15 protein-coding genes and 1 pseudogene are annotated in these 18888 nt (G+C 71.3%); 12 read left to right on the forward strand and 4 right to left on the reverse strand.

What is annotated here, in order from left to right; all coding sequences use genetic code 11:
- The 10 genes and pseudogenes from ACFYZ4_RS38390 to ACFYZ4_RS38435 form a co-directional block, all read left to right on the forward strand.
- Nucleotides 1-296 (forward strand): annotated as a pseudogene (locus tag ACFYZ4_RS38390) (crotonyl-CoA carboxylase/reductase); the annotation flags it as partial.
- A gap of 31 nt (nucleotides 297-327) precedes the next feature.
- Nucleotides 328-2406, forward strand: a complete 2079-nt coding sequence (locus tag ACFYZ4_RS38395; protein WP_390786182.1) for a protein meaA — start codon at nucleotides 328-330, stop codon at nucleotides 2404-2406.
- Entirely contained in the window at nucleotides 2403-3377 is a 975-nt protein-coding gene (locus tag ACFYZ4_RS38400) for a CoA ester lyase (RefSeq protein WP_215146713.1), read from the forward strand. Before ACFYZ4_RS38395 ends, ACFYZ4_RS38400 begins: the two co-directional genes overlap by 4 nt.
- A 5-nt stretch (nucleotides 3378-3382) precedes the next feature.
- A complete protein-coding gene (locus ACFYZ4_RS38405; RefSeq protein WP_351585427.1) occupies nucleotides 3383-3895 on the forward strand; it encodes a MaoC family dehydratase in 513 nt (170 codons plus the stop codon).
- Between the two features lie 2 nt (nucleotides 3896-3897).
- Nucleotides 3898-5103 (forward strand): acyl-CoA dehydrogenase family protein, encoded by a 1206-nt coding sequence (locus ACFYZ4_RS38410; protein WP_189967951.1) that lies wholly within the window; start codon nucleotides 3898-3900, stop codon nucleotides 5101-5103.
- A gap of 186 nt (nucleotides 5104-5289) precedes the next feature.
- A complete protein-coding gene (locus ACFYZ4_RS38415) occupies nucleotides 5290-5946 on the forward strand; it encodes a phosphatidylserine decarboxylase (RefSeq protein WP_030010161.1) in 657 nt (218 codons plus the stop codon).
- Nucleotides 5933-6793: a CDP-diacylglycerol--serine O-phosphatidyltransferase gene (pssA, locus tag ACFYZ4_RS38420; protein WP_351302610.1), complete on the forward strand. Its 861-nt coding sequence runs from the start codon at nucleotides 5933-5935 to the stop codon at nucleotides 6791-6793. The genes ACFYZ4_RS38415 and pssA overlap by 14 nt, the downstream gene beginning before the upstream one ends.
- 483 nt (nucleotides 6794-7276) lie before the next feature.
- Complete coding sequence (locus tag ACFYZ4_RS38425) at nucleotides 7277-8761, forward strand: AlkA N-terminal domain-containing protein (protein WP_351302613.1); 1485 nt, start codon at nucleotides 7277-7279, stop codon at nucleotides 8759-8761.
- A gap of 10 nt (nucleotides 8762-8771) precedes the next feature.
- Nucleotides 8772-9296, forward strand: a complete 525-nt coding sequence (locus tag ACFYZ4_RS38430; protein WP_351302615.1) for a methylated-DNA--[protein]-cysteine S-methyltransferase — start codon at nucleotides 8772-8774, stop codon at nucleotides 9294-9296.
- Between the two features lie 107 nt (nucleotides 9297-9403).
- Nucleotides 9404-9793: an SHOCT domain-containing protein gene (locus tag ACFYZ4_RS38435; protein WP_351302618.1), complete on the forward strand. Its 390-nt coding sequence runs from the start codon at nucleotides 9404-9406 to the stop codon at nucleotides 9791-9793.
- Between the two features lie 15 nt (nucleotides 9794-9808).
- Here the strand turns inward: ACFYZ4_RS38435 and ACFYZ4_RS38440 are convergent, their stop codons facing one another.
- From ACFYZ4_RS38440 to ACFYZ4_RS38450, 3 genes are read right to left on the reverse strand one after another with little or no spacing between them, the layout of a single operon-like run.
- Nucleotides 9809-10237, reverse strand: a complete 429-nt coding sequence (locus ACFYZ4_RS38440) for a hypothetical protein (protein WP_351302621.1) — start codon at nucleotides 10235-10237, stop codon at nucleotides 9809-9811.
- A 35-nt stretch (nucleotides 10238-10272) separates the two neighbouring features.
- Complete coding sequence (locus ACFYZ4_RS38445; RefSeq protein ID WP_390786183.1) at nucleotides 10273-10773, reverse strand: NUDIX domain-containing protein; 501 nt, start codon at nucleotides 10771-10773, stop codon at nucleotides 10273-10275.
- Nucleotides 10774-10791: 18 nt separating this feature from the next.
- Nucleotides 10792-12513, reverse strand: coding sequence for a BCCT family transporter (locus tag ACFYZ4_RS38450; protein ID WP_351302627.1), 1722 nt, complete (start codon nucleotides 12511-12513; stop codon nucleotides 10792-10794).
- A gap of 143 nt (nucleotides 12514-12656) precedes the next feature.
- Between ACFYZ4_RS38450 and ACFYZ4_RS38455 the strand changes: the two genes are divergently transcribed.
- Together ACFYZ4_RS38455 and ACFYZ4_RS38460 are read left to right on the forward strand one after the other, a co-directional pair.
- Nucleotides 12657-13805, forward strand: coding sequence for a glycerate kinase (locus ACFYZ4_RS38455; protein WP_362852269.1), 1149 nt, complete (start codon nucleotides 12657-12659; stop codon nucleotides 13803-13805).
- A gap of 168 nt (nucleotides 13806-13973) precedes the next feature.
- Nucleotides 13974-16754, forward strand: a complete 2781-nt coding sequence (locus ACFYZ4_RS38460) for a SpoIIE family protein phosphatase (protein ID WP_390786184.1) — start codon at nucleotides 13974-13976, stop codon at nucleotides 16752-16754.
- 15 nt (nucleotides 16755-16769) lie between these two features.
- Here ACFYZ4_RS38460 and ACFYZ4_RS38465 read toward each other — a convergent pair whose 3' ends face one another.
- Entirely contained in the window at nucleotides 16770-18836 is a 2067-nt protein-coding gene (locus ACFYZ4_RS38465) for a SpoIIE family protein phosphatase (RefSeq protein ID WP_390786185.1), read from the reverse strand.
- Nucleotides 18837-18888 lie beyond the last annotated feature (52 nt).

Genomic DNA, 18888 nt, shown 5'->3' on the forward strand with positions numbered 1-18888 from the left:
AGTACGACAACCGCTACCTGTGGATGTCGCTCAAGCGCATCATCGGCTCGCACTTCGCGAACTACCGCGAGGCGTGGGAGGCCAACCGCCTGATCGCCAAGGGCAGGATCCACCCCACCCTGTCGAAGGTCTACTCCCTGGAGGAGACCGGCCAGGCCGCCTACGACGTCCACCGCAACCTCCACCAGGGCAAGGTCGGCGTCCTCGCTCTCGCGCCGGAGGAGGGCCTCGGCGTCCGCGACCACGAGATGCGCGCCCAGCACCTCGACGCGATCAACCGCTTCCGCAACGTCTGAGTCGGCTCAAAGGCCATAAGGATCGCCTGAGATGACAGAGCGCCAGAAGGACCGTCCGTGGCTCATGCGGACGTACGCCGGCCACTCCACGGCCGAGGCGTCCAACGAGCTGTACCGCCGCAACCTCGCCAAGGGCCAGACGGGTCTGTCGGTCGCGTTCGACCTGCCGACCCAGACCGGCTACGACCCCGACCACATCCTCGCCCGCGGCGAGGTGGGCCGGGTCGGGGTCCCGGTCTCCCATCTGGGCGACATGCGGCGGCTGTTCCAGGACATACCCCTGGAGCAGATGAACACCTCGATGACGATCAACGCCACCGCCATGTGGCTGCTGGCGCTCTACCAGGTGGCCGCCGAGGAGCAGGGAGCGGACGTCTCCCAGCTCCAGGGCACCACCCAGAACGACATCGTCAAGGAGTACCTCTCGCGCGGGACGCACGTCTTCCCGCCGGGGCCGTCCCTCCGCCTGACGACGGACATGATCGCGTACACGGTCAACCACATCCCCAAGTGGAACCCGATCAACATCTGCTCGTACCACCTCCAGGAGGCCGGGGCCACCCCGGTCCAGGAGATCTCGTACGCGATGTCCACGGCGATCGCGGTCCTCGACTCGGTGCGCGACTCGGGCCAGGTGCCCGAGGAGCGCTTCGGCGAGGTCGTCGCCCGCATCTCCTTCTTCGTGAACGCGGGCGTCCGCTTCATCGAGGAGATGTGCAAGATGCGCGCCTTCAGCCGCATCTGGGACAAGGTCACCCGCGAGCGCTACGGCATCGAGAACGACAAGCAGCGCCGCTTCCGGTACGGCGTCCAGGTCAACTCGCTGGGTCTGACCGAGGCGCAGCCGGAGAACAACGTCCAGCGCATCGTGCTGGAGATGCTCGCGGTCACCCTCTCCAAGGACGCCCGCGCCCGCGCCGTGCAGCTGCCCGCCTGGAACGAGGCGCTGGGCCTGCCCCGGCCCTGGGACCAGCAGTGGTCGCTGCGCATCCAGCAGGTCCTCGCGCTCGAGAGCGACCTGCTGGAATACGAGGACATCTTCGCCGGATCCCACGTCATCGAGGCCAAAGTCGACTCCCTGGTCGCCGACTGCCTGGCCGAGATCGACCGGATCCAGGAGATGGGCGGCGCCATGGCCGCCGTCGAGTCCGGGTACCTGAAGGGCGAGCTGGTCTCCTCGCACGCCGAGCGGCGGGCCCGGATCGAGGCCGGCGAGGACAAGATCGTCGGTGTCAACTGCTTCCAGCAGACCGAGGAGAACCCGCTCACCTCCGACCTGGACGGCGCCATCATGACGGTCGACCCGGCAACGGAGGCGCTCACCGTCGAGCGCATCGTCCGCTGGCGGGCGGAGCGTCAGGAGTCCTCGGACCGGCAGGGGAACGGCGATCCCTTCGTCTTCCCCACCACCCGGCAGGCCCTGGAGCGCCTCAAGGAGGCCGCGGCCGGCACCGAGAACCTGATGGAGGCCACCCTGGAGTGCGCCCGGGCCGGTGTCACCACGGGCGAGTGGTCGAGCGCGCTGCGCGAGGTGTTCGGCGAGTTCCGCGCCCCGACCGGGGTCTCCTCGGCCCCCGTCGCGGTCACCGCCGAGCCCGGCACCCCGATGCACGAGGTCCGCGCGAAGGTGGCCCGTACGGCCGACGAGCTCGGCTCGGGCCGGCTGCGCCTGCTGGTCGGCAAGCCGGGTCTGGACGGGCACTCCAACGGCGCCGAGCAGATCGCCGTCCGGGCCCGCGACGCGGGCTTCGAGGTGGTCTACCAGGGCATCAGGCTGACCCCGGAGGAGATCTCCTCCGCGGCGCTGGCCGAGGACGTGCACTGCGTGGGACTGTCCATCCTGTCCGGCTCGCACAGCGCCCTCGTCCCGGACGTCCTGGAGCGGCTCCGTCTGGCGGGGGCGGGTGACATCCCCGTCATCGTCGGGGGCATCATTCCGAACGCGGACGCCGTGGCGCTGAAGGCGGCCGGCGTGGCCGCCGTCTTCACCCCGAAGGACTTCGGCATCACGGAGATCATCGGACGTATCGTCGACGAGATCCGCAAAGCGAACAAGCTCGACCCCCTTCACGACACCGCACACCTTGCAAGCACGGAGGTCCCCGCATGACCACGCCTGTCCACCCGGTGAACCGTCTCCGCCCGCGCCGCTCCTGCCTCGCGGTGCCCGGCTCGAACCCGCGGTTCCTCGAGAAGGCCCAGGGCCTGCCGGCCGACCAGGTCTTCCTGGACCTGGAGGACGCCTGCGCGCCGCTCGCCAAGGAAGGCGCCCGCCACACGATCGTGGACGCGCTGAACAACGGCGACTGGACGGGCAAGACCCGGGTCGTGCGCGTCAACGACTGGACCACGCACTGGACGTACCGCGACGTCATCACGGTGGTCGAGGGCGCCGGCCAGAACCTCGACTGCATCATGCTGCCGAAGGTGCAGGACGCCCAGCAGGTCGTGGCCCTGGACCTGCTGCTGACGCAGATCGAGAAGACCATGGGCTTCGAGGTCGGCAAGATCGGCATCGAGGCACAGATCGAGAACGCCAAGGGCCTGGTGAACGTCGACGAGATCGCCGCCGCCTCGCCCCGGCTGGAGACCATCATCTTCGGCCCGGCCGACTTCATGGCCTCCATCAACATGAAGTCGCTGGTCGTGGGCATGCAGCCGCCCGGCTACGGCGCGGACGCCTACCACTACATCCTGATGCGGATCCTGATGGCGGCCCGCATGCACAACCTGCAGGCGATCGACGGCCCCTTCCTCCAGATCCGTGACGTGGACGCCTACCGCGAGGTGGCCGGCCGGGCGGCGGCGCTGGGCTTCGACGGCAAGTGGGTGCTGCACCCCGGTCAGGTCGACGCGGCCAACGAGGTCTTCTCCCCCTCGCAGGAGGACTACGACCACTCCGAGCTGATCCTCGACGCGTACGACTGGTGCACCTCGGAGGCCGGCGGCAAGAAGGGCTCCGCGATGCTCGGCGACGAGATGATCGACGAGGCCAGCCGCAAGATGGCCCTGGTCATCGCGGGCAAGGGGCGCGCGGCGGGCATGCAGCGCACCAGCAAGTTCGAGATCCCGGAGGCCTGAGCACCATGCAGTTCGGACGCACCTACGAAGAGTTCGAGGTCGGGGCGGTCTACAAGCACTGGCCCGGGAAGACGGTCACCGAGTACGACGACCACCTCTTCTGTCTGCTGACCATGAACCACCACCCGCTCCACATGGACAGCAATTACGCCGAGAACACCACCGACTTCGGCAAGAACGTGGTCGTGGGCAACTACATCTACTCGCTGCTGCTCGGCATGTCCGTGCCGGACGTCTCCGGGAAGGCCATCGCCAACCTGGAGATCGAGTCCCTGCGGCACGTGGCGCCGACCTTCCACGGCGACACCCTCTACGGCGAGACCACGGTCCTCGACAAGACCCCGTCGAAGTCGAAGAACGACCGCGGCATCGTCTACGTCGAGACCAAGGGCTACAAGCAGGACGGCACCCTCGTCTGCGTCTTCCGGCGCAAGGTGATGGTCCCGACCGAGACGTACATCAAGGAGCGCGGCGGCGAGCAGCCCGGCCGCCCCCAGCTGAAGACCCAGGAGAAGTAGCCATGGCCCGACTCGCCCAGACCGCCGGGCTCACGGACGTCCAGCGGGAGATCCTGAAGACCGTCCGGGAGTTCGTCGACAAGGAGATCATCCCGGTCGCGACCGAGCTGGAGCACCGCGACGAGTACCCGCAGCAGATCGTCGACGGTCTCAAGGAGCTCGGCCTCTTCGGGCTGATGATCCCGGAGGAGTACGGCGGCCTGGGTGAGTCCCTTCTCACGTACGCCCTGTGCGTCGAGGAGATCGCCCGGGGCTGGATGTCCGTCTCGGGCATCATCAACACCCACTTCATCGTGGCGTACATGCTCAAGCAGCACGGCACGCAGGAGCAGAAGGACCACTTCCTCCCCCGCATGGCGCTGGGCGAGGTGCGCGGCGCGTTCTCGATGTCCGAGCCGGCGCTGGGCTCCGATGTGTCGGCCATCTCCTCGAAGGCGGTGAAGGACGGCGACGAGTACGTCCTGAACGGCCAGAAGATGTGGCTGACGAACGGCGGCAGCTCCACCCTGGTGGCCGTTCTCGTCCGAAGTGACGAAGGACACCCCGAGGGCACGGCGCCCCACAAGTCGATGACGACCTTCCTCGTCGAGAAGGAGCCGGGCTTCGGTGAGGTCCGTCCCGGTCTGACCATCCCGGGCAAGATCGACAAGATGGGCTACAAGGGCGTCGACACGACCGAGCTCATCATGGACGGACTGCGCATTCCGGCCAATCGGGTCCTCGGAGGCCAGACGGGCCGAGGGTTTTACCAAATGATGGACGGGGTCGAGGTCGGCCGCGTGAACGTGGCGGCGCGTGGCTGTGGCGTCGCTCAGCGTGCCTTCGAGCTGGGTGTCTCTTATGCCCAGCAACGTCACACTTTCGGCAAGCCGATCGCCGAACACCAGGCCATTCAGTTCAAGCTGGCCGAGATGGCTACCAAGGTCGAAGCCGCCCATGCGATGATGGTCAATGCAGCACGCAAAAAGGACTCCGGGGAACGAAACGACCTCGAAGCAGGGATGGCGAAGTACCTCGCCTCCGAGTACTGCAAGGAGGTGGTCGAGGACGCCTTCCGCATTCACGGCGGATACGGGTTCTCGAAGGAGTACGAGATCGAGCGTCTCTACCGGGAAGCTCCGATGCTGCTGATCGGTGAAGGTACCGCCGAGATCCAGAAAATGATCATCGGGCGACGCCTGCTCGAGGAGTACCGACTCCAGGGCTGAAAGTCCCTTTTGCGGCGAATCATCCATGGGTTCGTCGCGAAAGGGTCACTGCCAGTCACTGGCCGACGGTCATCGACTCGGCTTCTGGCTTGCCCAGTTGTTGCGTGCAACCGATAGCATTCCAGTAAAGCCGCCGTCCCGTCCCCCTGTTTGCGGCGCGGCAATCACCCGCTACGAAGGTCATCCATGCCCCACAGCCAAACCTCTGCACCTCGCGACAGCCTCCTTGGCGTACGCCTCGCGCGCGGAGCATCGCCGTGGCTTCTGCCGACCGTCGCCACCGCGGCGCTCAGCCTCACCCGGGCCCGCAAGTCCGGACGCTGGGCCGCGGCGGCCGTGCCCGCCACCGCGCTCGCCGCGGGCATGCTGTGGTTCTTCCGCGACCCCGAGCGTGAGATCGCTCAGGGCCGTGTCATCTCCCCCGCCGACGGTGTGGTGCAGAGCATCATGCCGTGGAAGGACGGACGGACCCGGGTCGCGATCTTCATGAGCCCGCTGAACGTCCACGTCAACCGCGCGCCCCTCGCGGGCACGGTGACGTCCGTGGAGCACATCCCCGGCGGATTCGTCCCGGCGTTCAACAAGGAGAGCGAGAACAACGAGCGCGTTGTCTGGCACTTCGACACCGAGCTCGGCGACATCGAGATGGTGCAGATCGCCGGCGCCGTCGCCCGTCGCATCGTCCCGTACCTGCCGGCCGGCACCAAGGTGGAGCAGGGCGAACGCATCGGTCTGATCCGCTTCGGGTCCCGCGTCGACATCTACCTCCCCGAGGGTGTCGAGGTCGCGGTCGAGGTCGGTCAGGCCACCACCGCGGGGGTGACACGAATTGACCGTGACTGACCCTGAGACTCCGGCCGCCGGCTGGGTGCCCGAGCCTGCCGAGGAGGAGTCCGCCGAGGACGACATGCCGCTCTCGCTGCGGCTGTCGATAGCGGACACCCTCACCCTCGGCAACGCGACGTGCGGATTCATGGCGGTGTACTTCACCACCACCGGGATCCTCATCCCGCACCTCACCGGCAGTGGCGAGTCGGGCATGGCCCGTAACAGCGCCGCGACGGCAGTGATACTGATGCTGCTCGCCGCGGTCTTCGACCTCTTCGACGGCATCGTGGCCCGCAAGCTGCGCAGCTCGCCGATGGGTGCCGAGCTGGACAACCTGTCCGACCTGATCAGCTTCGGCCTGGCCCCGGCCTACTTCGTGCTCGTCTACGGCATGGTCGCCGTGGACGCGCACCAGAAGATGTCGGCGCTGGCCGCGATCGTGGTGCTGCTCGCCGTGGTGCTGCGACTCGCCAGATTCAGCTGCGTGACGATGAAGGACGGCATGTTCCAGGGCATGCCGAGCCCCTTCGGCGCGCTGACGGTCGTCTCGATCGTGCTGCTGGAGCTGCCGTTCATCCCGACCCTGCTGGCGATCATCGGGGTGGCCTGGCTGATGGTGAGCCGGGTCGAGTACCCGAAGCCGCGGGGCGTGCTCGCCGTGGCGATGCTGTGCTGGATCATCGGCGCGATGGGGCTGCTGGCGGCCTGGGCGTTCGACGCCCCGGGCGGTCAGCTGCTGCTCCAGACCGGCTGCGCCCTGCAGATCGCGATGGCGGCGACCATTCCGCTGTTCGCGACGACCCGCCGGGCGAACACGTTCCGGCACAACCGCCGCGAAGCCCGAGCCGCTACGCTGCGCTGAGCTCAGCTGTGAAAGAGGGCCCCGGATGCCGATGGCATCCGGGGCCCTCTGTCGTTTCCCTGGGCCGGGAGCTCGGCGGTGGCGTTGCCGGGGGGCGGGGTCGGCGGCGGGGCGGGGAGTGTCCGGGGTAGGCATGATTTATGGCCCCACGGGCGGGGTGACACAGCACTCCGGAGTGAGGGCCAACAAATCACGTTTTACACCCCGGACACTCCCCGCCCCGCCGCCGACCCCTCCTGCCGGTACACGCGCCTGAGGGCGGGGGCGGGGCCGGTGGTGGGGCGGGGGTTGTCCGGGGTGTAAAACGTGATTTGTTGGCCCGGACCGCCTGGCACTTTTCTGTGCCGCCGTGGGGCCATAAATCATGCCTACCCCGGACGACCCCCGCCCCACCGCCGGACCCGGCCCCGCCCGGCCCCCCGTCGTAGCCTTGATGTCGGAAAACCGCCAGCCGCAGGCGACTCCGCCCCGGATCCTGGAGCCATGCACACCGATACCGAGCGTTGCGTGAGGGCCGTGCAGTCGAAGGACGCCCGCTTCGACGGCTGGTTCTTCACCGCCGTGCTGACCACCCGGATCTACTGCCGGCCCAGCTGCCCCGCCGTACCGCCGAAGGTCGAGAACATGACCTTCCTGCCCAGCGCCGCCGCCTGTCAGCAGGCCGGGTTCCGCGCCTGCAAGCGGTGCCGGCCCGACACCAGCCCCGGCTCGCCGGAGTGGAACGCACGGGCCGACGCCGTCGCACGCGCGATGCGGCTGATCCAGGACGGGGTCGTCGACCGGGAGGGCGTACCGGGGCTCGCGACGAGGCTCGGGTACTCCACCCGCCAGGTGGAGCGGCAGCTCAACGCCGAGCTCGGGGCCGGCCCGCTCGCCCTGGCGAGGGCCCAGCGCGCGCAGACCGCCCGGCTGCTCATCGAGACCTCCGAGCTGCCCATGGGCGACGTGGCCTTCGCGGCCGGCTTCTCCTCCATCCGCACCTTCAACGACACCGTCCGCGAGGTCTTCGCCCTGTCCCCGAGCGAGCTGCGGGAGCGGGCCGCGAAGGCCGGCCGCCACAAGAACGACCCGCCCAGGATCCCCGGGACCATAAGCCTGCGGCTGCCGTTCCGGGCCCCCCTGAACCCCGACAACCTCTTCGGGCACCTCGCCGCGACCGCCGTCCCCGGCGTCGAGGAGTGGCGCGACGGCGCCTACCGCCGCACCCTGCGCCTGCCCCACGGCACCGGAGTCGTCGCCCTGACCCCGCAGCCCGACCACATCGGCTGCCGCCTCGCCCTGACCGACCTGCGCGACCTCACGATCGCCATCAGCCGCTGCCGCTGGATGCTCGACCTGGACGCCGACCCGGAGGCGGTCGACGAGCAGCTGCGCTCGGACCCGCTGCTGACCCCGCTCGTGGACAAGGCCCCCGGGCGCCGGGTCCCCCGTACGGTCGACGCGCAGGAGTTCGCCGTACGGGCGGTCCTGGGCCAGCAGGTCTCCACCGCGGCGGCGCGTACGCACGCGGCCCGGCTGGTGACCGCGCACGGCGAGCGCGTCGAGGACCCCCTGGGCGGGCTGACGCACCTCTTCCCCTCCCCGCAGGCGCTCGCCGCGCTGGACCCGGAGTCCCTGGCGCTGCCGCGCAGCCGCCGTACGACGCTGACCACCCTGGTCGCGGCGCTCGCGGACGGTTCGCTGCCGCTCGGCTTCGACAGCGACTGGGAGGCGGCGCGGGCGCAGCTCGCGGCGCTGCCCGGCTTCGGCCCGTGGACCACCGAGATCATCGCGATGCGGGCGCTCGGCGACCCGGACGCGTTCCTGCCGTCCGATCTGGGGGTGCGGCGGGCGGCGCAGGGGCTCGGGCTGCCGGCCGGCCCGGCCGCGCTGACCGCCCGCGCGGCCGCCTGGCGGCCCTGGCGCGCGTACGCCGTCCAGTACCTGTGGGCCACCGACGCCCACCCGATCAACCACCTGCCCGTCTGAGGAGCACACCATGCGAGACACCGTGATCAGCGGCAAGCAGCACGCCGTCGTCGACAGCCCCTACGGCCCGCTCACCCTCGTCGCCACGGACGGCTTCCTCAGCGGCCTCTACATGACGGAGCAGCGGCACCGGCCGGCCGAGGAGTCCTTCGGGGAGCGGGTCGCCGCCACCGAGGAGCCCTTCCCCGAAGTCGTGCGCCAACTGGCCGCGTACTTCGCGGGGGAGCTCACCGAGTTCGACCTGCCGCTTCGTCTGGAGGGCACCGATTTCCAGCGCAGCGTCTGGGAGCAGCTCGTCCGGATCCCGTACGGCGAGACCTGGTCGTACGGGGAGCTCGCGGCCCGGCTGGGCAAGCCGAACGCCTCGCGCGCGGTGGGTCTGGCCAACGGCAAGAACCCGGTCGGCATCATCGTGCCGTGCCACCGGGTGATCGGTGCCTCGGGCGGCATGACCGGTTACGGCGGCGGGCTCGACCGGAAGGTGCGGCTGCTGGCCTTCGAGTCCGGTGAGCCGCTCCAGGACCGGCTGCTCTAGGACCGGCTGCTCCAGGCTCCCGGCCCGGTCCCAACGGCCGCGCTCCGCATGCGCACGCGTCGCGGCGGGCGTATGAAGGAGGGACCGCTACAAGATCGGAGCCGGGCATGGACGACTACCCACTTCTCAACGTCTTCTGGACGATGTTGTGGCTGTTCCTGTGGATCATGTGGTTCTTCCTGCTCTTCAAGGTCATCACGGACCTGTTCCGTGACCACGGCCTCAGCGGCTGGGCGAAGGCGGGATGGCTCATCTTCGTGCTCCTGCTGCCGTTCCTCGGCGTGTTCGTCTACCTCATCGCCCGCGGGAAGAGCATGGGCGAGCGGGACGTGAAGCAGGCCCAGGACAACGAGGCGGCCTTCCGCCAGTACGTGCAGAAGGCGGCGGGCCCCGGCGGCGGTTCGGCGGACGAACTGCACAAGCTGTCCGCCCTGAAGGACAAGGGCGACATCACCCAGGAGGAGTTCGACCGGGCCAAGGCCAAGCTCCTGGCCTGATCCGCCCGCTCCGGGTCAGACGACCATGAGCGGGACGAGCAGGGCGAAGGCCGCTCCCGCCTCCACGGCGTAGCCGTAGAGCGAGGGGTGCTGGACGGGGGCGGCGAGCAGGACCACGCTCTGCTGGGCGGCGGCCGCCGCCACCCATTCGGCGTCGGCCCCCAGGTTGCCCTCGTACCAGCCCTCGCAGGAGCCGGGACCGCTGACGGCGAGCAGGTCGTCCTCGCGGCGGTACAGGGCCCGCCATTCGGGGGCGGGCACGGACCAGCCGTCGTAGTCGGTGAACCGGGACCAGCCGCCCTCGCGGATCGCGGTGTCGAACATCCAGACGGGCACCCCCTCCGGGGTCACCTCGCCGGCGGACTGCTGGTCGGTCGTGAAGTGGACCATGGGAAGGGCGTCGGGCCCGTCGGCGGTGCTGGGCCAGGCGTACATCGTGATCATCAGCTGATTCTGTCCTGCTCGAAGTGGGCCTCGTGCTACGAAACGCCCGGGCGGCGGCCGTTCTCCAGTTCCACGGTGCCCTCGCCCGACAGCAGGACCCGGCAGGCCTCTTCGGTGCGCCGGCCGAGCGATCCGGGGAGGTAGTCGGCGAGTTCGGCGCGGTCGACCAGCCGCCAGGAGAGCAGCTCCTCCTCCTGGAGCTTGATCGAGGCGAGCTGTCCGGCGTCGAGTACGCCGCCGTCGTAGACGTAGACGACCAGCGGCGGGCGGCCGGCGCCGAGGGACCAGTCGACGGCGAGCAGCCGGCCGAGCGGCAGGTCGAGGCCGATTTCCTCAGCGCTCTCGCGACGGGCGGCGGTGCGCGGCGACTCGCCCTCGTCCGACTCGATCGTGCCGCCCGGCAGGGTCCATCCCTCGCGGTAGTTGGGCTCGACGAGCAGCACCCTGCCCTCGGCGTCCCGGTAGAGGGCGGCCGCGCCGGCCAGCACCCGGGGCAGGCTCGCGATGTACGTGGCGTAGTCATCCGTGGTGGTCACTCCGCCACCCTACCGAGATCACGCGGCGGGGCCGCCGGGCCCGTCCTCGCGGTCCCGGCCCTTGGACTCGGCGACGCGTCGCAGCCGCGGGTGGCGGGCGGTCCCCTGCTCGGTGACGGCGTCGCCGACCATGGCCCGGACGGCGTCCCGCATGCCGTGCAGGGCGTGGTGGCGGGCGGGTCCGGCGCCGGGGTCCTCGCGGAGCTCCTTCACCAGGGCCCAGCAGAGCAGCAGCATGACGACGACGAAGGGCAGCGCGACCAGGATGGTGGCGGTCTGCAGGGACTTCAGGCCGCCCGCGACGAGCAGCACGGCGGCGACGGCGGCCATCAACACGCCCCACGTGACGACGAGCCAGGTGGGCGGGTGGAGGGAGCCGCGGCTGGTGAGCGAGCCCATGACCAGGGAGGCGGAGTCGGCGCTGGTGACGAAGTAGGTCATGACCAGGAGCATCGCCACCCAGGAGGTGACCGTGGACAGGGGCAGCGCGTCGAGCATCGCGAAGAGCGAGGCTTCCGTGCCGTCCTTGATCTTGGCGGCGAAGTCGACGGCTCCGGTGGAGTCGAGGCGGATGGCGGTGCCGCCCATGACGCAGAACCAGACGACGGTGGCCCCGCTGGGCACGAGCAGCACGCCGACGAGGAATTCGCGGATGGTGCGGCCGCGCGAGATGCGGGCGATGAAGGTGCCGACGAAGGGGGCCCAGGAGAGCCACCACGCCCAGTAGAAGATCGTCCACGCACCGAGCCAGGCGGAGTCGGTGAAGGCGCCGGTGCGGGTGGCCATGGGCACCAGCTCGCTCACGTACCCGCCCACGCTGGCGGGGATCACGTCGAGGATGTAGACGGTGGGGCCGAGCACGAAGACGAAGAGCATCAGGGTGGCGGCGAGGACGATGTTGATGGTGCTCAGCCACTTCACCCCCTTGTGCAGGCCGGAGAAGGCGGAGAGGACGAAGGCCGCCGACAGCGAGCCGATGATGATCAGCTCGACGGTGGTGGAGTCCTCGATGCCGGTCGTGAGGCTGAGCCCCTTCGAGACCTGGAGCGCGCCGAGCCCGAGGCTGGTGGCGGTGCCGAAGACGGTGGCGAAGACGGCGAGCAGGTCGACGGCCTTGCCGGCCGGGCCGTCGGCCCGCTGCTGGCCCATCAGCGGGACGAAGGCGGAACTGAGGCGGTTGCCGCGGCCCTTGCGGAAGGTCGCGTAGGCCAGGGCCAGGCCGGCGATGCCGTAGATGGCCCAGGGGGTGAGGGTCCAGTGGAAGAAGGAGTACTCCATGGCCGCGAGGGCGGCGGCGCCGGTTCCGGGGGCGGCTCCGGAGGCGGGCGGCGGGGCCAGGTAGTGGGTGAGCGGCTCCCCCACCCCGTAGAACATCAGGCCGATGCCCATGCCGGCGCTGAACATCATCGCGATCCACGCGAGGTTGGTGAACTCGGGCTCGGAGTCGTCGGCGCCGAGGCGGATCCGGCCGAAGCGGCTGATCGCGAGCAGGACGCACATGACGAGGAAGGTGTCGGCGGCGATCACGAACAGCCAGGCGAAGTTGTTCAGGACCCAGGCCAGCGCGGTGCTCGACGCGGTGTCGAAGGAGTCCTTGCCGAGGGCCGCCCAGGCGACGACGGCCAGCACGGCGATCACGCCCACGGTGACGACGGTGTGGTCGGGCGCGCCGTCCACGGGGCCGCCGGATCCCCCTCCCGGGGTGTCCGGACGTGGCTGTTCCAGTGATTCCGCGCTCATGCGGCCACACTATGCAGGCGTATATCCCTATTTAGGGGCATGGCGCGCCGGGTGTGGCCCAGGCCACTCATGGGCATAGGAGGATCCTCCGGATAAGCTCATGGCGGCGCGACTGCACTGTTCGATAGCAAGGGAATAGCAAGGTGACGGACGGAGCAGTAACTGAGGCCGCGCGCGTGCTCATCGCCGCGGACAAATTCAAGGGCTCGCTCACGGCCGTGCAGGTCGCGGAGCGGGTGACGGCCGGACTCCGCTCGGCCGTACCGGGCGTGGAGATCGAGACCCTCCCCGTCGCGGACGGCGGCGACGGTACGGTCGCGGCCGCCGTGGCGGCCGGTTTCGAGCGCCGGGAGGTACGGGTCACCGGACCCCTCGGCGACCAGGTCACGGCCGCTTTCGCGCTGCGCGAGGGCACCGCGGTGGTCGAGATGGCGGAGGCCTCCGGGCTGCAGCTGCTGCCGGCGGGCACCTTCGCCGCGCTGACGGCGACCACGTACGGCTCGGGCGAGCTGCTGAAGGCCGCGCTGGACGCGGGCGCGCGCTCGATCGTCTTCGGTGTGGGCGGCAGTGCCACCACCGACGGCGGCGCCGGCATGCTGGCCGCGCTGGGCGCGGTGTTCCTGGATGCGAACGGCGAACCGGTCGGTCCGGGCGGCGGCGCGCTGGCCGACCTGGCCTCGGCGGACCTGTCCGGCGTCGACCCGCGCTTCGCCGACGTGGAATTCGTCCTCGCGAGCGACGTGGACAACCCGCTGACCGGCCCGAAGGGCTGCGCGGCGGTCTACGGCCCGCAGAAGGGCGCCTCGCCCGAGGACGTGGCGACGCTCGACGCGGCGCTGGCGCACTTCGCGGTCGTGCTGGAGAAGTCGATCGGCGCGAAGGCCGCCGAATGCGCGGTGCTCCCGGGTGCGGGCGGCGCGGGCGGCATCGGCTACGGCGCCCTGCTGCTCGGCGCCACCTTCCGTCCCGGCATCGAGCTGATGCTGGAGGTACTGGGCTTCGCGCCGGCCCTGGAGCGCGCCACGCTGGTCATCACCGGTGAGGGCTCGCTGGACGAGCAGACCCTGCACGGCAAGGCCCCGGCGGGCGTCGCGGCCGCGGCGCGCGCGGCAGGCAAGCCGGTGGTGGCGGTCTGCGGCCGGCTGCTGCTGAGCCAGGAGGCCCTGGAGGGGGCCGGCATCCGCAAGGCGTACCCGCTGACGGACCTGGAGCCCGACCCGGCCAAGTCCATCCCGAACGCGGGTCCCCTGCTGGAGCAGGTCGCCGCCAACATCGCCGCCGACGTCCTCTGACACGCCCGGCACGGCCCCCGAGGCCCGGACCCCCGCCCCGGGGTCCGGGCCTCGGCCGTACGGAAGGCGGGTGCGGCGGCCGGGAGAACACCGGGGGCGGCCGGACGCCCGCGATCACGGGGACCCCGCAGCCGCCCCCAAACGCCCGGACAGTGTTAGAAATGGCTCATGACCGGACGTAATGGTCGCCAGGCGACCGGGCGGGGCTCGCGCCTGCTCGGGCGCCTGTCCCTGGGGGCGCGCAGTGTCGCCGGTCAGGTCTTCGCCCTCCAGGCGGTGATCGTGGTGCTGCTGATCGCCGCTGCCGCGGTGGCCCTGGTGTTCCAGGCCCGGTACGACAGCGAGCGCGACGCGCGCCACCGCTCGCTCGCGGTCGCCGAGGGTTTCGCCCACTCCCCCGGTCTCGCGGCGGCGCTGGCCTCGCGGAATCCGACCGCGACGCTCCAGCCGCTGGCCGAGGCCGCCCGCCGGGCCTCGGGCGTCGACTTCGTCGCCGTGATGTCCACCGACGGGATCCGCTACACCGACTCGCGGCCCGAACTGATCGGCCGGCGGGCCACCGGCGACCTCAGCCGCGCCGTCTCCGGCCGGTCCTTCACGGAGACCTTCACGGGCGAGCCGAGCAACGCCGTCCGCGCCGTGGTCCCCGTACGGAACGCCGAGGGCAAGGTCGTCGGCCTGGTCGGCACCGGCATCGAGGTGGAGAACGTCTCCATGGTGGTCGAGGGCCAGCTGCCGCTCCTCCTCGGCGCCGCCGCGGGCGGACTGCTGCTCGGCACTGCGGGCGCCGCCCTGGTCAGCCGCCGGCTGCGACGCCAGACCCGGGGCCTCGGCCCCGCCGAGATGACCCGGATGAACGAGCACCACGAGGCCGTGCTGCACGCCGTGCGCGAGGGCGTGCTCATCATCAGCGCGGACCACCGGCTCGTCCTCGCCAACGACGAGGCCCGCCGGCTCCTCGACCTGACGCCGGACTCCGAGGGACGCGCCGTCGCCGATCTCGGTCTCGACCCGCGCACCACCGAGCTGCTCGCCTCCGGCCGGGTCGTGACGGACCACGTGCACCTGGCGGGCGACCGGCTCCTCGCTGTCAACGTACGGCCCACCAAGCCGTACAAGGGCCGGCCCACCGGCAGCGTCGTGACCCTGCGCGACTCCACCGAGCTCGCGGCGCTCTCCGGCCGGGCGGAGGTCGCCCGCAGCCGGCTCCAGCTGCTGTACGACGCCGGGGTGCGGATCGGGTCGACCCTGGACGTGGCGCGGACCGCCGAGGAGCTGTCGGAGGTCGCGGTCCCGCGCTTCGCGGACTTCGTCACGGTGGAGCTGCTGGAGCCGGTACTGCGCGGTGACGAGCCCTCCGGCGTCTACTCCGAGATGCGCCGGGCGGCCATCACCGGCGTCCGCACCGACTCGCCGCTCCAGCCGGTCGGCGACGTCATCCGCTTCGTCGTGCCGACGGCCCCGATGGCGGCGGCCCTGGACGCCGGGCACGCGGTGCTCGCGCCCGATCTGAACGCGGCCATGGGCTGGCGGGCCCAGGACGAGACGGGGACCCGCGAGGCCCTCGACTACGGTTTCCACTCGCTGATCTCCGTACCGCTCCAGGCGCGGGGCGTGGTCCTGGGCATGGCCAACTTCTGGCGGGCCGACACCCCGGAGGCCTTCGACGAGGAGGACCTGTCCTTCGCGGAGGAGCTGGGGGCGCGCGCGGCCGTCTCCATCGACAACGCCCGCCGCTTCACCCGCGAGCACGCGATGGCCGTGACCCTCCAGCGCAGCCTGCTGCCCCGGGTGCTGCCCGAGCAGAACGCCGTGGAGGTGGCCTTCCGCTATCTGCCCGCGATGGCGGGGGTGGGCGGGGACTGGTTCGATGTGATCCCGCTGCCGGGCGCCCGGGTGGCCCTGGTCGTCGGGGACGTCGTCGGGCACGGGGTGCACGCGGCGGCCACCATGGGCCGGCTGCGGACCGCCGTGCACAACTTCTCCACCCTGGACCCGCCGCCCGACGAGCTGCTCGGGCACCTGGACGAGCTGATCAACCGGATCGACCAGGACGAGGCCGGGGGCGGCGGGGACGAGGACGGCGAGGACCCGCAGGGGGTGCCCGAGCCGGCCGCGATCACCGGCGCCACCTGCCTCTACGCGGTCTACGACCCGGTCTCCGGGCGGTGCGCGATGGCCAGCGCCGGGCACCCCGGGCCCGCGCTGATCCGCCCCGACGGGCAGGTGGAGTTCCCCGAGCTGCCCACGGGGCTCCCGCTCGGCGTGGGGGGCATGCCCTTCGAGGCCATCGAGTTCACGCTGCCCGAGGGGAGCCGGCTGGTGCTGTTCACCGACGGCCTCGTGGAGGACCGCGACCGGGACTTCGACGCCGGGCTGCGCCTGCTCGGCGAGACCCTGTCACGGCCCGGCCGCAGCCCGGAGCAGGCCTGTGCGGACGTGCTCGCCGCGATGCTGTTCCCGGTGCCGAGCGACGACATCGCCCTGCTGGTCGCCGACACCCGGCGGCTGGAGGCCGACCGGATCGCCGAGTGGGAGGTGCCCGGCGAGCCCTCGGCGGTCTCCCGGGTGCGCAACGCTGGCTCCGCGCAGCTCGCCGCCTGGGGGCTGGAGGAGATCTCCTTCACGACCGAGCTGATCCTCAGCGAGCTGATCACCAACGCCATCCGGTACGGGAGCGCGCCCGTCCGGGTGCGGCTGCTGCGCGACCGCACCCTCATCTGCGAGGTCTCCGACGGCAGCAGCACCTCCCCGCACCTGCGGTACGCGGCCACCACGGACGAGGGCGGGCGGGGGCTGTTCCTCGTCGCGCAGTACGCCGAGCGGTGGGGCACCCGCTACACCGCTCGCGGCAAGGTCATCTGGGCCGAGCTGCCCCTGACCGGGGGCGGGGAGCCGCGGGAGCCGGATCCGCCGGACCTGGACGCCCTGGAGGGCATGGCGTGGTGACCGTACCGGCCGCCGTCACACCGGCCGGGTACGGGCCAGGAGCACCGCCACGTCGTCCTGCTGGGCGCACGGCAGCAGGGAGCGCAGGATCCCGTCGCACAGGTCCTCCAGCGGCTGCTCCGGCCGGCGCAGGGCCTGCGCCAGCTGGTCCATGCCCTGGTCGAGGTCCCGGTCCCGGGCCTCGATGAGGCCGTCGGTGTAGAGCACGAGCAGGCTCCCCGCCGGCAGCCGCACCTCCTCGGTGCGGAACTCCTGCCCGCCGGTGCCCAGCGGGGTGCCGGGCGGCCCGTCGAGGAAGGAGACGGTCCCGTCGGTGGCGACCACGGCCGGCGGCGGATGCCCGGCGCGGGCGATGACGCAGCCGCCGGACTCCGGGTCGTACACGGCGTACACGCAGGTCGCCATCTCGTCCTCGCCCAGGTCGGCCACCACGGCGTCCAGCGAGCCGAGCAGCAGCTCCGGGGACACCTCGTGGCGCGCGAGGGTCCGTACCGCCGTGCGCAGCTGTCCCATGACGGCCGCCGCGTGGATCCCGTGGCCCATGACGTCGCCGATGACCAGCCCGGTCCGGCCGCCGGGCAGGGGGATGACGTCGAACCAGTCCCCGCCGACGTCGTGGTCGCTGGCGGGCAGGTAGCGCCCGGTGAGCACCAGGCCGGGGACCTCGGGCAGCGCGCTGTTGGTGAGGCTGCGCTGGAGCGTCAGGGCGGCCTCCCGCTGGCGGGTGTACATCCGGGCGTTGTCGATGTTGAGTGCCGCGCGGGCGACCAGCTCGTCGACGAGTACGCAGTCCTGCTCGTCGAAGGGCTCCCGGTCGCGCGTGCGCGTCACGGTGACCGCGCCGAGTACGGTGCCGCGCGCGACCAGCGGGACCAGCCGCGCCGAGCCCAGGGTGGCGAGGTAGGCGCGCAGGGCGTCGGCGCGCGGGGAGGTGATCAGTGCCGGGATGTCGGAGACGTAGAGGTTCATGGGCCGGCCCTCCGCGACGATCCGCTCGTAGTGGGTGCCCACGGGGATCTGGAAGGTCTGGCCGGGGGTGAGCTTGGCGGTGGGGGCCGTGGGGTCCGGGAAGCGGGCCGCCAGGCGGCGCAGGACCCCGCGGGTGGAGGCGGCCGCCACGGCGCCCTCGTCGGGGCCCAGTACCGCCTCCAGCAGCTGTACGTCGGCCGAGTCCGCGAGCCGGGGCACCAGCACGTCGACGATCTCCTCGGCCGTCTGGTGGAGGTCCAGGGTGGCTCCGATGCGGGTGCCCGCCTCCGCGAGCAGCGCGAACCGGCGCTGGGCCCCTTCGGCCTCGGCCTGCGCCCGCTGGGCCTCGGTGATGTCGATGAGGGAGGCGATCACCCCGAGGGCCCGGCCGGAGCCGTCGAGCAGCGGGGCGTACGAGCAGGACCAGGTCCGGTCGTGCTCGGGGTCGGCGGGGGTCCGCCCGGTGCGGCGGACGTCGACGACCGCGGTGCCCCGGTCGAGGACCTGCCGCATCGTCGCCTCGAGGGCGTCGGCGTTGACACCGGGCACCACCTCGGTGAGCCGTCTGCCGAGGTGCTCGGCGGCGGAGACGCCGTTCATCCGGGCCAGCGCGTCGTTGACCCGGAGGAAGCGCAGGTCGGGGCCGAGGGTGGCGAGGCCTATGGGCGACTGCGTGAAGAGGCTCTGCAGGGCGGCGAGCGAGTCCCGCATGTGGAGGACCTCGGAGGTCTCCACGGCGATGAGCATGGCGCCCATGCGGCCCTGCGGGTCGACGGCGGGCACGATCCACATCTCCATGGTGACGCGGTGGCCGTCGCGGTGGCGCACGGGCAGGGTGCCGACGACGGTCTCGCCGGCCTGGACGCGCCGGGTCAGCTGGTCGGCGAGCTCCCGGTTGGCGTCGGGGACGAGGACGGCGGTGCCGAGGCGGCCGAGGATGTCCTCGGGACGGTGCCCGAGCAGGTCCTGGGCGGCCAGCGACCATTCGACGATGCGACCGTCGGCGTCCTCGCGCCACAGGGCGATCGGCAGCAGCTCGCGGAGCACGCCCGCGTACCCGACAGCCGCCACCGGCTGTTCCGGCACCTCGCTCGTCGACTGGTAAGTGTCCAATGCACCGACCTCACCCCGGGGGGCTGATTCCTACCGATTCACCCTATCCGAG

This window comes from Streptomyces sp. NPDC001513 (genome assembly GCF_042894695.1).
Lineage (GTDB): Bacteria > Actinomycetota > Actinomycetes > Streptomycetales > Streptomycetaceae > Streptomyces.